General features: G+C 58.4%; 11 protein-coding genes and 1 tRNA gene. 4 read left to right on the plus strand and 8 right to left on the minus strand.

Annotated elements, in window-relative coordinates:
* Nucleotides 1-32 precede the first annotated feature (32 nt).
* Nucleotides 33-1,226: an RNA-guided endonuclease InsQ/TnpB family protein gene (locus tag ACVWY9_RS07870; RefSeq protein ID WP_457387997.1), complete on the minus strand. Its 1,194-nt coding sequence runs from the start codon at nucleotides 1,224-1,226 to the stop codon at nucleotides 33-35.
* A 308-nt stretch (nucleotides 1,227-1,534) separates the two neighbouring features.
* Here ACVWY9_RS07870 and ACVWY9_RS07875 point away from each other — a divergent pair, with 308 nt between their 5' ends.
* Nucleotides 1,535-2,446 carry an alpha/beta fold hydrolase gene (locus tag ACVWY9_RS07875; protein WP_457387988.1) on the plus strand — a complete coding sequence of 304 codons (912 nt, stop codon included), beginning with the start codon at nucleotides 1,535-1,537 and terminating at the stop codon, nucleotides 2,444-2,446.
* On the opposite strand, the gene ACVWY9_RS07880 is transcribed toward ACVWY9_RS07875, so the two are convergent.
* Entirely contained in the window at nucleotides 2,443-2,898 is a 456-nt protein-coding gene (locus ACVWY9_RS07880) for an HHL1-like protein (protein ID WP_457387989.1), read from the minus strand. The genes ACVWY9_RS07875 and ACVWY9_RS07880 overlap by 4 nt on opposite strands.
* A gap of 144 nt (nucleotides 2,899-3,042) precedes the next feature.
* On the opposite strand from ACVWY9_RS07880, the gene ACVWY9_RS07885 reads away from it, so the two are divergent.
* Nucleotides 3,043-3,116: transfer RNA gene (locus ACVWY9_RS07885), tRNA-Pro, on the plus strand.
* Nucleotides 3,117-3,158: 42 nt separating this feature from the next.
* On the opposite strand, the gene ACVWY9_RS07890 is transcribed toward ACVWY9_RS07885, so the two are convergent.
* The 5 genes from ACVWY9_RS07890 to ACVWY9_RS07910 form a co-directional block, all read right to left on the minus strand.
* A complete protein-coding gene (locus ACVWY9_RS07890; RefSeq protein ID WP_457387990.1) occupies nucleotides 3,159-5,750 on the minus strand; it encodes a DUF3536 domain-containing protein in 2,592 nt (863 codons plus the stop codon).
* Between the two features lie 295 nt (nucleotides 5,751-6,045).
* Nucleotides 6,046-7,068, minus strand: coding sequence for a phospho-N-acetylmuramoyl-pentapeptide-transferase (gene mraY / locus ACVWY9_RS07895; RefSeq protein WP_457387998.1), 1,023 nt, complete (start codon nucleotides 7,066-7,068; stop codon nucleotides 6,046-6,048).
* Between the two features lie 173 nt (nucleotides 7,069-7,241).
* Nucleotides 7,242-9,617: a phosphoketolase family protein gene (locus ACVWY9_RS07900; protein WP_457387991.1), complete on the minus strand. Its 2,376-nt coding sequence runs from the start codon at nucleotides 9,615-9,617 to the stop codon at nucleotides 7,242-7,244.
* Nucleotides 9,618-9,728: 111 nt separating this feature from the next.
* The gene (locus tag ACVWY9_RS07905; RefSeq protein WP_457387992.1) at nucleotides 9,729-10,844 is read right to left on the minus strand and encodes a pentapeptide repeat-containing protein; all 1,116 of its coding nucleotides are present in this window, start codon (nucleotides 10,842-10,844) and stop codon (nucleotides 9,729-9,731) included.
* Between the two features lie 22 nt (nucleotides 10,845-10,866).
* On the minus strand, nucleotides 10,867-11,241 hold the full coding sequence (locus ACVWY9_RS07910) for a DUF1257 domain-containing protein (protein ID WP_457384385.1): 375 nt from the start codon (nucleotides 11,239-11,241) through the stop codon (nucleotides 10,867-10,869).
* 934 nt (nucleotides 11,242-12,175) lie between these two features.
* Here ACVWY9_RS07910 and ACVWY9_RS07915 point away from each other — a divergent pair.
* On the plus strand, nucleotides 12,176-13,135 hold the full coding sequence (locus ACVWY9_RS07915) for a sigma-70 family RNA polymerase sigma factor (protein ID WP_011432772.1): 960 nt from the start codon (nucleotides 12,176-12,178) through the stop codon (nucleotides 13,133-13,135).
* Between the two features lie 9 nt (nucleotides 13,136-13,144).
* Here ACVWY9_RS07915 and gcvT read toward each other — a convergent pair whose 3' ends face one another.
* On the minus strand, nucleotides 13,145-14,269 hold the full coding sequence (gene gcvT / locus ACVWY9_RS07920) for a glycine cleavage system aminomethyltransferase GcvT (protein ID WP_414413391.1): 1,125 nt from the start codon (nucleotides 14,267-14,269) through the stop codon (nucleotides 13,145-13,147).
* Nucleotides 14,270-14,525: 256 nt separating this feature from the next.
* Here gcvT and ACVWY9_RS07925 point away from each other — a divergent pair, with 256 nt between their 5' ends.
* The gene (locus ACVWY9_RS07925) at nucleotides 14,526-15,233 is read left to right on the plus strand and encodes an RNA-guided endonuclease InsQ/TnpB family protein (RefSeq protein ID WP_011432770.1); all 708 of its coding nucleotides are present in this window, start codon (nucleotides 14,526-14,528) and stop codon (nucleotides 15,231-15,233) included.
* Nucleotides 15,234-15,572: the final 339 nt, after the last annotated feature.

The following is a 15,572-nucleotide window of genomic DNA, read 5'->3' on the forward strand; positions in this document are numbered from 1 at the left end:
AGGTCGAAAGGTAAACTACCCGGCTCCGACCGCTAAGCGGTACGGAGCGGGCTTTCAGTAGCCCTGGGCCTGCTCTGCTCTACCAGAGAACAAAACAAGCCCGAACCTCTAGGCTGGTTTACGGCAGCCCCCAAGAGCGCAATTACGTTTGCACCATTCAAGTCCGCATCTCCTTCCCATCCACAGTGCCCACACTTGAACGACTTACCACTGCGATAGGATTGCGCAGGGTCGGGATGAATGTGCAAACACCGGTGGCAGGTCTGCGACGTGTAGGCAGGCGGCACAAGAATCAGAGAAACCCCTGCAACCCTCGCCTTGTATTCCAGAAATTGACGTAGTTGGTAGAACGCCCAACTGTTGGCCCTGCGCCTTTCGGTTTTGCTGCGGGGTTGTTGATTGACCCTTTCCCGGATCCCTGTCAAGTCTTCCAGGGCAATAGCGCTATTTGTCGCCTTTGCCCTAGAGACAATAGCTTTGGAGATGCGATGATTGACCCACGCCTGAAAGCGCCTCTCCTTGCCAGACAGCCGTTGCAACAGTTCTCTGCATCTGCGCCGCGAACTGCGTGTGCCCTTACTGGCTTTGCGTTGGAGTACCGCCCTCAACCGGGAGTAGTGGTCTCGGACTCTGTTCAACTGCTGTCCATTCCAATTGTCCCCCTCTGACGTATGGGCAATATCCGTCCTCCCAAAGTCCACCCCGATCACCTTGTCGGTATCTTGTTGCTTGGGTGGCTTTTCCTCTACGCAAATCTGGATGTAGTAGGAGCCATCTTTGCGCTTGACCAGGGTGGCAGCTTTTGGGTTGGAACCAGCCAGCATCCCACGCTGGTAGTTGCCAATGGCTAGCTCAAAGCGTTCTCTCCCTTCCACCGTGGTGAGCGACACCGTCCAGTCTTTTTGACGGAACGAAAAGATACGGGCGTCGTAGGTAACAAAGCCGCTCTTAAACTCCTTGACGGGACGCTTTTTCTGCTTAGCCACTTTGCGGGAACCCGCTACCCGTCTGCACACCTGTTGAGCCAAGTTACTGGACAAGCCGAACCGGGCTCGAATCTCGTAGTAGCAAAGGGATTGCAGTTTGACCGCGTTGACGATCTTCTCCGGCGTGTTCTGGTTGACCCAGTTCAGTGCCTGCACAAAGGCATCCATCGTCGCGTCCAATTTAGCGGCTTGCGACTGGGACACCTTGAGCTTGCAGGAGATGGTCAGGACTTGGCTCATAAGTTCATTGTACTTCATCAAAGCGCATTCCTCCCGGCAGTGACCCTACGGGCACAGTGCGGGGCTCCTGCGATTTCTAGCTGATCCCCGGGTGCTATGCCATCCAGCCAAGGGCGGGGATCCCAAGAAGTCCAGCATGCTTTCGTCCCATGTTGACCGGCCCAACCCCACCTCGGCGGCACCTGAACCCGCAACTGCAGCAGCAGGCAGGGCAGTAGAGACGGGAGACAAAGGCATTCCGAAGCTATGATGAACAGGGATGGCTCTGAGTTTCTACCTACATCTTTAACTGGGTCTGTTTTCAGGCTGTGCTGACTGCTTCTCCTGCCGGTTCTGCGGCTGAGGCCATTGCTCCTTTTGCTCCCCAAGTCTGGAGCTGGCGCGGACATGCCATTCGCTACGTGGTGCAGGGATCCGGATCCCCGCTGGTCTTGGTGCATGGATTTGGGGCTTCCATCGGCCATTGGCGGCACAACATCCCCGTGCTGGCTGCGGCAGGATACCGGGTCTATGCCCTGGATTTGCTCGGGTTTGGCGGCTCGGCCAAGCCTGCTCTCCCCTACACCTTGGATCTGTGGGCGGAGTTGCTGGTGGATTTTTGGCAGCAGCACATTCAGCAGCCTGCTGTGTTTATCGGCAATTCCATTGGTGCCTTGCTCAGCTTGATCATGGCCGCCCGGCATCCCCAGTTAACGGCAGGAGCAGTGTTGCTCAACTGCGCCGGGGGGTTGAACCATCGCTCCCATGAGCTCAGCCCGATTTTCCGCCTTTTCATGAGTGTTTTCACCGCTCTGGCGGCTTCTCCGGTGACGGGGCCATTTTTGTTCGATCGGGTGCGGCAGCGGCAGCGTATTCGCGCAACTCTCAAGCAGGTGTACCGCAACCCCGCCGCCATTACGGATGAGCTGGTGGAGATTCTCTATGCCCCTTCCTGTGATGTGGGCGCTCAGCAGGTGTTTGCCTCGATTCTCACCGCTCCCCCTGGCCCAACTCCTGAAGCCCTATTGCCTCAGGTGCGCTGCCCGCTGTTGGTGCTCTGGGGAGAGGGGGATCCCTGGACACCCATTCAACGGGGTCGCGGCTTTCAAAACCATGTGCAAGGGATCGACTACCAGTTCTTGCCCATCCCCGATACAGGCCATTGCCCCCACGACGAGCGCCCAGAGGTGGTCAACCCTCTGATTTTGAGCTGGCTGCCCAGAGCCTTTGCGGCAGTCTAGCCTTTTTTAGAGGTTCCTTTGCCGGAGAGGCCCAACCAACCTCGGATTTTGGCCATCCAGACTTGAAGGGGCGAGGGCTGGGGGCGGATCGCCACCTGGATCGGCTCGTCTTGGAAGTCCTTGTCCTTAAGGCGAAACCCAAACTCCAGGTCATCTTTCACCTTGCCGAGACGGGGAAACAGCCTGACGGCTGCTTTTTTGAGTTCTTCCTCGTTTTGGAAAATGGCCTGGTGAATGGCGCTGGAACGCCCCACTGCCAGGGATCCCACCGGCAGCCAAGGATTGGGCTGGCCAGGCGCGGGCTGGCGACGGCGGGCAAAGATGTTGAACTCCGGCATCCCCTTGGCTTTCAGCTCGTCGTACCGTTGGGCGGCTTCCTTACGCTTGGCAGTGTTGGAGCTGGCCGGTTTTTTCTCAGGCTTGGATTTGCGAAAACCCTTAGACTGACTCATACTTGGGCTGACGAGAGGGGGGATTTTTTGCAGCTTAGCGCAGATTGGATCCCCTTCTCTGCTGGGGATCCCTTGTCCTCATTGTCCGTAGCCGGCGTGCTATACTTGTTGAGCTTCGGCGGGCGGTTAAAGGGGCCTGTCAGTCGGGATGTAGCGCAGCTTGGTAGCGCACTTCGTTCGGGACGAAGGGGTCGCAGGTTCGAATCCTGTCATCCCGATGGCTTTAAAGTTCACTGAGCTCTCAACTTAATCTTGGGGGTTTAATTTTGGGGGTGTAGGTGACGCAGCCAGGCATTGACGTTGACCCGAATTCGCTGCCCAACCTGTAAGAGGCGGTGCAGGTTTTCGGCAGAAATGTCTCGGCAGTCTTCTTGGGGCCAAGCTGGGCAACGCGGGCCAATTTGACGCTCCAGCGCTGTCAGATAGAGCTCTTGCAGGCGATCCAAGTTGATGGGCAGGCGCAGGTCTGCAGCCAATTGCAGCCATTCTTCCAGGTTGTAGAGCTGTTCGCCGAAGGTCTCCGGCTCAAAAGCGTGGGCAAGGTGCCACATCCCCCGCTGCAGGAGCCGATCCAGAACCCGGGCTGCCTCTTCCCGCCGCAACTGACACCCCAACTGCTCGGCCTCGCGCACAATTGCCCGCAATTCCAGCAGGTGATCCCGCTTGCCCTCTTCCATTTCCATCGCCCGCAAACTGGTCAACAGGCGTTGGTTGAGGGTGATCTGAGCGGCAGCCAACAACTCTTCCGGGATCGGCAGGCCGTCGGCCCGAAAGGCCATCAAGACCCCGTAATTGTCCAGGTAGGTTTGGCGGTAGAGCTGGGCCAGGCGGTCTAGGGTATCTTGAGTGAGCCAGCGCATCATCTGCTGCCGGTCTTCGTCGTTCAGGGCGTTCAGGTCGAAGGTTTCCGGCCCAAACAGATCTTGCAGGATCAGGATCATCTGGATCCGACTGTGGGATCCGGCCAGCAGCCGCGCTTTTATCTGCTCGTAGATGCGCCGCCCAGCAAACGGCTTGACGCCACATTGAAAGTCCCAGCCGCCGAGGTGGAGCACGGCGTAGATTAGATCGTGCTCTTCGCGGGTGGTGGGAAAAGTGAGCTTCACCCGCCCGATAGCCAGTGTCGACCCGCCTATCGTCAGGCGCTCTTGATCCACTTGATCCAGCACATATCCTTGGGAACGGGGGATCCCGTTAAACAGGGAAAACATGGCGTGCTGAGCCACCAGCCGTTGCGGGCTGATCAAGCTGGGGCGCACCAAGGCGCAATAGACCCCCTTGCCGTCTCTGTAGAGGTCGAGGTTGCTGGGGGCCTTGCTCAGGCGCTGCAAAAACTCCTCTTCCAGGTTTACATCCGCCACTGCTGCCGCCAACTGGATAGCCCGTGCCGCGTAACGCAGGATCTGCACCCCTTCAGGACGGGATAGCTCCTCGAAAAACCAGCCACAACTGGTGAACATCAACTGGCTGTAGCGCTGCATCTCCAACAGGCGCAGCACTTGCACCCGATCTTCGGCGGTGAGGCGGTGGCTTTGGTGCTCCTGCAAAAAGGCATCACAGCGCTCCCGATCCAAAATCACCTCGATGTGACGATCCCGCGCCAGCCAGGGATCCCGCAGGTAGGCTCTGGCCTCCGTCTCGTAGATCTCGGCCAGCTGATCCCGCAGCCAGTTGAGGGCCTCCCGCAGCGGTTGCCGCCAGCGTTGGTGCCACCCTCCCACCGCTCCGCAGCCACAGTCTCGCGACCACCGTCCTACCCCGTGGGCGCAGCTCCAGGCGGTGACCGGTTTCAGTTGCACCTCCCAAGTGGGGGGATGTTGGCTGAGAAAATGGCTGTAATTGCCCACCTGCCAGCCCCGGCGGGGAAATTCCTCGCAAAAGGCATAGGCCAGTGTGCGTTCTACACCCCGCTTGTGGTGGCCAAAAGTCTCGCCATCGGTGGCACAGTTGACCAGATAGGCTTCCCCCTCTTTGTCCGAGCGCAGAGCGGAACGGATCCGCTCCGCCAGCGAATAAGTACTGTAAACGATATCCCCAAAGCCCAAGTCACGGGAAATGGGGCCATCGAAAAAGAAAATATCCAAGTACCCCTCCCGATCGGGGGTAAAGCAGCGGTAGGGCCGGCGGGGATCGATCTGGCCTTGGCTAACGTCGATCCACTCCGTTTGTCCCAAGGGGCGAATGCGCTGCGCTTGGCTGGGGGCCAAAATGACGAAGCGGATCCCACATTCGACCAAGGCCGTGACCGTTGCTGCATCAATGGCGGTTTCGGCCAGCCACATCCCCTGGGGATGGCGCCCAAAGCGGTGTTGAAAATCGGCAATTCCCCAGCGGATCTGGGTGTACTTGTCTCGCTCGTTGGCCAGGGGCAGGATGACGTGGTTGTAGACTTGGGCGATGGCATTGCCATGACCCTCCAGCCGCTCAGCGCTGAGGCGGTCGCCGGCCAAAATGCGTTGGTAAACTTCAATGTCATGCTCCTCTAACCAAGAGAGGAGAGTGGGGCCGAAGTTAAAACTCAGGAATTCATAGTTGTTGACAATGCGCACCACCCGTCCTTGGTCGTCCAGAACGCGGGCAAAGGCGTTGGGGCGGTAACATTCCGCCCAAATGCGCTCGTTCCAGTCGTGAAAGGGGCTGGCGCTCGGCTGTCGCTGAATGCGGTTGAGGCAGGGATCCTCTCGGGGCGGCTGATAGAAATGGCCGTGCAACACCACGTACGGCCGCGCAGAGGAAAGCTCAGCAGCACCTGCCGGAGAAGGAGCCGCTTGCATCGGCGGGTCGGAGACCAAATCGCTGTGCCCTGACTGTGCCGCTGGCCTATCGGAATTTTTGGAGCCACTCGGCATCATGAGATTACACTCCTTTTAGAGGCCTCCAACTGGGTTACAGGGGAAGGCAATGTTAACTTAAGTTCATATCCATACGTTACAGCGATCCCCGATCTGCAACGGTGAATGTAAAAGATTCAGTTGGAAATTTGACAGGGAACAAACATCGGTCAGTAATCTTTGCGTTTTCCTCACAACAGAAGGGATCCCGGGACTTAGCGGGTGGGGGCCGATCTGCCGGTGGCCATTTCCCACGCCGAACAACCCGTTTGAGGTCAGGCCCTCATTGGAATCCCGGTGGATCCCCAGCTCGAACTCACATTCCGGTCCAGTGCCACCAGGCCCAGCCCAGCCCCACCAGCAGCGCCGTTATCCCATAGAGGGATCCCACCACCTGCACCTCCGACCAGCCCCCCAGCTCCAGATGGTGGTGCAAGGGCGACATGCGCAACAGCCGTCTGCCTGTGCCGGTTTTGCGTTTGGTGTATTGGAAGTAGCCCACCTGCAGCATCACCGACAGCGCCTCTGCCACCAGCACTCCCCCCATCAGGGCCAAGGCCCAGAGCTGATCCCCCAGCAGCGCCAACCCGGCCAGAGCGCCCCCCAACCCCAGGGATCCGGTATCGCCCATGAACAGCCGCGCCCGGTGGTGGTTGTGAACCAGGAACCCCAAGCAGGCACCGCTCAGGGTGAAAGCCAACACCGATAGCTCTGGATCCCTGTGAAGGAGCCCCAGCCCAATCAGCAGGATGGCCACCACCCCTGCCGCCAAGCCGTCCATACCATCGGTGAGGTTTACGGCATTATTGGTGCCCACCAACACAAACAGGGCCAAGGGCCAGAACAGCCAGCCCAGAGAGAGGGTGCCTATCCCCGGCAAGGTCAGACTGGTCGGGATCCCCTGCCAGGCCAGGTAGACACAAAACCCAAGGGCAACTCCCACCTGGAGCAACAGCTTGTGTTTGGGAGACAACCCCTTGTTGGATTGCTGTCGGATCACCAGCCAATCGTCCAGCCAGCCGACAAAGCTGTAGGCCAGCGTGAGCAGCGCGACGGCCAGCCAATGGGGATCCCAGCCGATCCAGATCCCGGCCACCAGTAGCCCCACGGGCAAAAAGCTGATCCCGCCCATGGTGGGTGTGCCTGCTTTTTTCTGGTGGGATTGGGGCCCCTCCTGGCGGATCACCTGCCCCGCCTTCCAGCGCCGCAACCCGGGGATGAGCAGGGATCCCAGCAGGGCCGAACCCAACGCGCTCAATCCAAAAGGAACAAACACCTGGGGGCGGATCCCGATCACAAGGGTCGAGAGGGCCAAACCCAGCCCCAGCGAGAGCGCCATCCCGCCCCACTCTGTTTCTTCCACCTCCAGATCGGGAAGGGTATCCGCATCCACCCTTTCTGAACCCCTCACACCCTCAACCTCTAGACTTCAGAAAACTCCGGCAGGCAGAGCCCAAGAAAACTCTATCCTGCCAGAGCTCAGAGGCGAAAGTTAGTTGAGTGGGGATCCCTTCAATAGGGCCACTTCCAGTTGCGCACCTCCGGCAGATCTTCCCCGTGTTTGCAGATGTACTGCTTGTGCTCCACCAGCTTGTCCCGGATAAGCTGCTGGACGTGATCCCGCCGGTACTTGAAGCGATCCACCCGCTCCAAGACGTCGTTGGCCAAGTTAAAGCGATCCACCTGGTTGAGAACGCACATGTCGAAGGGGGTGGTGGTGGTGCCTTCCTCCTTGTAGCCGCGCACGTGCAGGTTGTGGTGGTTGGGGCGACGGTAGGTGAGGCGGTGAATCAGCCAGGGATAGCCGTGGAAGGCAAACACGATGGGCTTGTCGGGGGTGAAGATACTGACAAACTCCTTGTCGCTAATGCCGTGGGGGTGTTCGCTGGGCGGCTGCAGCTTCATTAGGTTCACCACGTTCACCACCCGGATCTTGATCTCCGGCAGGTGCTGCCGCAAAAAGTCCACCGCCGCCAGGGTTTCCATGGTGGGCACATCGCCACAGCAGGCCATGACCACATCCGGCTCTGAACCCTGATCATTGCTGGCCCATTCCCAGATTCCCAAGCCCTGGGTGCAGTGTTTGATGGCCGCATCCATATCCAGGTACTGCAGGGCCGGCTGTTTGCCTGCCACGATCACGTTCACGTAGTGGCGACTGCGCAGACAGTGGTCGGCCACCGAGAGCAGAGTATTGGTATCCGGGGGCAGGTAGACGCGGATGATTTCGGCCTTTTTGTTGACCACGTGATCCAAAAAGCCGGGATCCTGATGGCTAAAGCCGTTGTGATCCTGCCGCCACACGTGGGAAGTCAGCAGGTAGTTGAGGGAAGGGATGGGCCGCCGCCAAGGAATGTGACGGGTGGTTTTCAGCCACTTGGCGTGTTGGTTGAACATGGAGTCCACCAGGTGGATGAAGGCTTCGTAACAGGAGAAGAACCCGTGTCGCCCGGTCAACAGGTAGCCTTCTAGCCAGCCCTGACAGACGTGCTCGCTGAGGATCTCCATCACCCGTCCATCTGGGGAGAGGTGCTCGTCGCAATCGTAGATGGGAGCTACCCAGGTGCGGTCACTGGCCTCAAACACAGCATCCAAGCGGTTGGAAGCCGTCTCGTCGGGGCCAAAGAGGCGGAAGTTGTGGGGGTTGAGCTTCATCACATCCCGCAGAAATTGCCCCAGCACTCGCGTGGCCTCGGCTTCGGTGGTGCCGGGGCGGGGGACAGGCACGGCGTAGCGGCGGAAATCTGGCATTTTCAGCTCCTGCGTCAGCAGGCCGCCGTTGGCGTGGGGCAAAGCGCCCATGCGTTTTTCCCCTTTGGGGGCCAGCTCTTGCAGCTCCGGCAGCAGACGGCCATTTTCATCGAAGAGTTCTTCCGGCTTGTAGCTGCGCATCCAGTCTTCCAGAGCTTTGAGGTGATCGGGTTTTTTGGCCAGATCCGCCAGAGGCACTTGGTGGGAGCGCCAGAAATCTTCCACCTTTTTGCCGTCCACCTCTTTGGGGCCGGTCCAGCCTTTGGGGGTGCGCAGGATGATCATCGGCCACTGGGGACGAGTGGGATCCCCTTTGCTGCGGGCATGCTGCTGGATTTCTTGGATCTCGTGGATCACCGTGTCCAAAGTGGCGGCCATCAACTGGTGCATCTCTGCCGGCTCGCAGCCTTCTACGAAGTAGGGTTTGTAGCCGTAGCCCACAAACAGATTTTGCAGCTCGTCACGGCTGAGGCGGGCCAAAACGGTGGGATTGGCGATCTTGTAGCCGTTCAGGTGCAGAATCGGCAGCACTGCTCCGTCGTGGATGGGGTTGAGGAACTTGTTGGAATGCCAGGAAGCGGCCAAGGGGCCGGTTTCCGCTTCTCCATCCCCCACCACACAGGCCACCAGCAGATCGGGGTTATCAAAGGCAGCCCCAAAGGCGTGGGCCAGGGCATAGCCCAGTTCTCCCCCCTCGTGGATGGAGCCAGGGGTTTCCGGAGCCACGTGGCTGGGCACGCCGCCGGGGAAGGAGAATTGCTTGAAGAGCTTGCGCATGCCTTCGGCGTCTTGGCCGATGTTGGGATACACCTCGCTGTAGGTGCCTTCCAAGTAGGTGTTGGCCACCAGAGCAGGGCCACCGTGGCCGGGGCCGGTGATGTAGAGGATGTTGAGGTTTTCCCGTTTGATGATGCGGTTGAGATGCACGTAGATGAAGTTCAACCCGGGTGTGGTGCCCCAGTGCCCCAGCAGGCGTGGCTTCACATGTTCCAGTTTTAGGGGTTCTCGCAGCAGCGGGTTGTCCATCAAATAGATTTGCCCGACCGACAGATAGTTGGCGGCCCGCCAGTAGGCATCCATTTTGCGAAGCTCGTCGGCGGTGAGCGGTTTTGTCGAGAGCTGTTCTGCCAGAACCATAGCTGTACCCCATAGGTATCTCTACTCCTATGGTGATCCGGGTTTGCCCAATTGCCGGGGGATCTTGGGATTCCTTTGGATTTGGCTCATTGGGTGAGCGGTAGGCACCTGTTACCACCACCAGGGCTTGATCGGGGTGCCGTCGGGAAAGATCAGGCCGCCAATCCGGGCGCCGCTGTGCTTGAGGCCTTCAATCTGGGCGCCTTCCAAGTTGGCTTGGGTTAGGTTGGCCCCGCTGACATCGGCCCGCCGCAGGTTAGCCCCCTGAAACTGGGCCTGACGCAGCTCGGCGCCGCTGAGATTGGCCCCTTCCAGGTCGGCATTTTGCAAGTTGGCCCCCCGCAAGTCCGCCCGCTGTAGGTTGGCTCCCCCCAAGTCCGCTCCCTCCAGGTTGGATCCACGCAGATCCGCCCGGTTCAGATCCGCTCCCCTCAGCCGGATCTGACAGAGCACCAGTTCTCGCAGATCGGCTTTGCTCAGGTCTTGGCCGGAGAAATCTTGCCCCTGTCCCCCCCAGTTCTGCAACTGCCAGATGTGGCGCACCCGTTCTTCTAGGTAGGTCTCTTCCGAAAGCCGGGATCCCCGCAGGCTGGTGCCGCTAACTTTTACCCCCCTCAGGTCGGATCCCCGCAGGTCGGCTCCCTGTAAGTCGGCTCCGCTCAGCTTGGCCCCTTGCAAATCCGCTTGGCGCAAATCCGTTTGCCGCAGCCGGGCGCCGTTGAAGTTGCAAAGGCGCAGGTTGGCCTTTCTCAAATTGGCTTCGTAGAGGTTAACGCCCCCTAGCCGCGCCTCTTGCAGATCCACTCCCTCCAGGTCGGCGTAGGCAAAGTTCCGCTCCCCACGCCGATAGGCCACGATCACCCCTTGCGCTCCCCCCACCGGGCGAAAGGGGCTGTAGGTGCAACAGGCCTGTTCTGCCTCCGGCTGGCCTAGCTGAGACAACAGCCGCCAAGCTTCCAGCCGCACCGCCCAAGAGCTGTTGCCAGCGAGGGCTGCAATGAGTTCGGCCAGGCCCGCCGACCCGTACTGCAGCAACTGGGATAGCGTGGCTAAGCGCACGGCTTCATCGCTATGGGCGAGTCGTCGCCGCGCCCCCTCGAGACCTCCCAGCACTAAGGCATGGGCCGGGGCGCTCCCGGTTGCCGTTTGCCCCCCCAACACCAGATCCCAAGGTTGGGGCCGGGATCCCTGGTCAGTCCTGACAGCCGGCTGAGGCTTACCTACCATGGGCGGATGCCGATGGGCCTAGCTATACCCAACGCCCCACCACCACGCGGATGGTGCCATCCTCCAGCACTTCTTCGGCCTCGATGGTATAGCCCTGCTCACGGGCTGAGCGCAGCAAACTTTTGTGGGCGTAGCGCTGCAAAATCGGCTCCAGGAAGGTCTTGGGATCGATGCCCGCCCCCCACAGATCGGCCACCAGCTCGTAGTGATCCCCGTTGCGACGAAACCCGATGTCGAAGCCATTCTTTTGCCGGATCACCAGATCGGCGCGGGTGCGGTTCCAGAGATAGCCCCGCAGGCTGGCATTCCGCTGCACAGCGTAGCCCAATTCCTTCAGAGTCTCTTCCAGGAGATCGGCGTCTTTGATTTGCACTTGCAGGGTGGTGAAGTGAGACATGGCCCTTCCAATCCTTTGACCGATGGAGACCGGATCCTCACTATAAAGCGCCCTTGGGGTGGTGGAAGAAATGTAAACCATCCTGCGGTGGGTCGAGCGAGCGGAACGCAGCTCCCCCTTTCTCCCGCAGGAGTGCAACACACCTGGGCCTGGAGGGTCGCTGGGCTGGCCTGACCTGCCTTCTTATGTAGGCGCGCGCTGCGGCATTCGCGATAGCGGTACGGAGCACCAAGGCTGAGGCATCCGCGCCTGGCGTGTTCGGTAACACAGAAATCTTGGATCTACATCTAGAGTCTAAAGTCAAGAATTGACGATAGTCTCCACTATGTTTGGAGGCAGCAGCAAAAATCTGTCCCACAGGGATCTGTTCTCGTCTGTCTCCGGCTGGAATTGCCGGCGATGAGGTACCAAACCAGCCCCAAGCCGTTCCAAAAACCCGCCGATGACCCTTGCTGTGCCTTGCCAAGTAAGCTTTTCCGATGGCTCTGCGAACAAAAATACTCATCTCTAGTCCCACAAATTGGATGAAAAAATTGCTTTTTTGTCTCTTGAAGATCTCTTGAAGATCTGATTTGGTACCAAAAACTGGTCAAGCAAGTGGAATAATTTTTTCAATCTATCTAGAACTTAAGATTGAGTTTATAAAATAGTTGATCTCTTCCCTCCTACTTAAGGTAGAGTTACTACTCAACAAAAAAGGACTTAAAGCACTGCCGGTAGTGTCTAGTGAAGCAGCCTCAATAAATTTAGTGAGTCAAACACCGAGTTCTGGATTAGATTTTTCGAAGTCAAAGCCTTTACGAAAAGGCTTTTGTGCTGGTATGAATAAGGTGCTGTTTGCAGAAAGGTCAGCTTCGTGTGTAGGAAGAGGGCCCGATGCAGCAGGAGAAGTAGAGATTCTGACAGGACATGAATTTATGGTGTGGGGTTTGATATGTCAGAAAGTCTTGACTTGCAAGATGCGGTGGGGCGTTTCTTAAAGACGATTGGCCGCTACTCGTTGCTCACCGCTGAAGAAGAGCTCCGCCTGGCTCACCAGGTGCAGCGGATGGTGACGCTCTTGGAGCAACGGCAGCCCCATGAGTCTGTGGAAGGTTGGAGCCAGCGGCTGGGGATCCCTTTAGCAGAGCTGCAGCAGATCCTGCGGCAGGGGGAAGCAGCCAAGAAACGAATGGTGGAGTGTAACCTCCGCTTGGTGGTGTCGATTGCCAAGCGCTATCGCAATCGCGGCTTGCCGTTTCTGGATCTGATTCAGGAAGGCACCATCGGCCTCACCCGCGCCGTGGAAAAGTTCGATCCCACCCGTGGCTACAAGTTCTCCACCTATGCCACTTGGTGGATCCGGCAAAGCGTGAACCGGGGCATCCAGAACAAGGGGCGGATGATCCGTCTGCCGGCCCACATGTACGAAAAAGTCTCCCAGGTGAAGCGGCGCTACCGCGAGTTATCTGCCGAAAGGGGATCCCGCCCCCAGGCAGAAGAAGTTTTTGATTCTCTGGATATTGGCGATAACTACCGGGAGCTGATCACCCGCCACATGGCAGAGATGCGTTCCTTGAACGTGGGGGTAGGGGATGAAGACGGCACCGAGCTGCAGCACTTCATCCCAGATGAAGACAACGACCCTGTTGAACACCTAACCCAGCTTGCCCGTCGAGAGGAAGTCCGCGCGCTGGTGGGCCAACTGAGTGAACGAGAACGACAGGTCATTGTGGCTCGCTATGGGCTGGATGGATCGAGGGGCCTAACGCTGCGGGAAATTGGGGAGCACATCGGCCTTTCGCGAGAGCGAGTCCGACAAATTGAGCGGCGGGCCTTGCGGAAATTGCGGCGGCTGCAACAGGAATACTCCACGCCCAAAGCTGCCAAACCCTGGGTTAACGGGAACCTGTAACCGTTTGCGTCAGCGGTGCGCAGCACTGTAGAAAGGTTTTTTCACCACTTCGGCAGGCTGGCGCTGCCCCCGAATTTCAATTTCCAGCCGGGATCCCACCTTGGCCCAAGCCGGAGCGACATAGCCCAAGCCGATGCCGTAGCCCAAACTGGGAGAATGGGTGCCGCTGGTTACCCGTCCGATCGGCTCAGGGGAGTTGGGAGCGTAGATGGCATAGCCGCTGCGGGGGATGGCCGGATGCAGCATGCGAAACCCCACCAGGTGGCGAGGGATCCCTTGCTGCCGTTGGCTTTCGATGGCGGGCTTGCCGATGTAGTCCCCTGGGTTGTTCACCAACCAGCCCAAGCCGGCTTCTAAGGGAGTGGTGCTCTCGTCCATGTCCTGCCCGTAAAGATGGAAGGCAGCCTCCAGGCGCAGGGTATCGCGGCAGCCCAGCCCACAGGGTTGTACGCCGGCCTGAATCAGTTGCTCCCAAAGGCGGATGCCGTCTTCGGGGCTGAGCATGACTTCAAAGCCATCTTCTCCGGTGTAGCCGGTGCGGGCCACGAAGATAGACTCTCCCAAGGCTCCCGCCGCTCCGGCAAACTGACCGTGCTGAAACCGGCGCAAAGCCTTCAGGGATCCCTCCAAAAAGGGCTGGAGAACCTGTTCGGCTGCCGGCCCCTGCACCGCCAACAAGACCCGAGTGTCGGAGTGATCCTGAAGGTTGACTCCGGGGATCCCTTGGAAGTGGTGGTTGAGCCAATCCCAATCCTTCTGCCGGGTAGCTGCATTGACGATCACGCTCCAGTGCTCCAGCTCACCCTCCGGTGGATGCCGGTAGAAGATGACATCATCCAAAATGCCCCCCAGTGGATTGAGCAGGACGGTGTAGCGACCGGATCCCACAGGAACGGCGCTCAGATCGCTGGGAACCAGACGGCTGAGGTGGGATCCCAGCTCCGGCCCCCAGAGGGTGAACTTGCCCATGTGGGAAATGTCGAATGTCCCCACCCTCTCCCGCACTGCCCGATGTTCTGCTATCACTCCCCGATACTGCAGCGGCATTTCCCAGCCGGCAAAAGAGACAAATCGCGCCCCCAAAGCTTGATGAAGGGAGAACAAGGGGGTGCGTTGCAGAGGCGTTTGGCTCATCAAGGGATCCTCAGCGGTCTAAAGACTAAAAGGTCAAAGACTAAAATAAGTGCAGCATCGCCCATTTCTCGGAGCTTGTGCCATGCGCCTTCTCCACACCATGATCCGCGTCGGCAACCTGGAGCGCTCCCTGCGGTTTTACCGAAAAAACGCCGTAAAGCCCTGCCCTTGAGGGTAGGGATGTAAGGCGCAGACCGTTTTATCCCTTCAGGAACGCTGTTCGCGGTAGCGGTGCGTAGCACTTTAAAATAGCAATATGTTGGTCAGAGAAGCCAAGCTGCTCAACGGCACAGCAGAGCAGTACCAAGCTCTGGATGAAGCCATTCGCACTGCGCAGTTTGTGCAAAACAAGTGTCTACGGTACTGGATGGATAACCGGGGCGCGACCAAAGCGGTTCTGTATTCCCTCTGCAAGGACTTGGCCAAAGAGTTCCCCTTCGCCCGCCAGCTCAACTCTGCCGCCCGTCAAGCTAGTGCCGAAAGAGCTTGGTCTGCCCTCTCCAACTTCTACCGCCGTTGCAAGAACAAAGAGCCAAGGAAAGGCTATCCGCAGTTCAAGAAGAACTGTCGGTCGGTCGAGTACAAGCTGTCCGGCTGGAAGCTGTCTCCTGACGGCATGTCCATCACGTTCACCGACGGCTTCAACGCAGGAACATTTGCCTTGTACTGCAATGGTGAGGCAAGACACCATATCCTAAACTCCAAAATCAATCGGGTGCGGGTGATACGCAGGGCAGATGGGTACTATGCCCAGTTCTGCTTGGATGTGGAGCGCAAGGAGCAGGGAGAATACACAGGCAATGTTATTGGCATTGACTTGGGCTGGAAGGCTTTCTACACCGACCAGAACGGCAACTCTGTAGAGTGTCCAAAGTTTCTCAGACGCAGCGAAAGGAGGTTAAAGCAGCACCAGCGCAGATTAAGTCAGTATCGGGAGGAATACACAACTTCACTTGCCTTGTGATATAATAATAATAATGCGGACACCAGAAACGGTTGTTTAAGGCACTGGTAACGGTCGATTGGGGGTGTCGTAAACCATCCCAGAGGTCCGTGGTTAGTTTACTAACTGCAGGGCTACTAAAAGCCTACTCTGTACCGCGAAGCAGTCAGGGTCGGGTAGTTTACTTGGCGGATCCCCCTACAGTCAACTGGCCCAGCACGTTGATATCAAAGGTGAAATTAATCGTCACCGAGTTGCCCTCGTACGATTGGGGGTGTCGTAAACCATCCCAGAGGTCCGTGGTTAGTTTACTAACTGCAGGGCTACTAAAAGCCTACTCTGTACCGCGAAGCAGTCAGG

Source organism: Thermostichus sp. OS-CIW-31 (assembly GCF_054060305.1).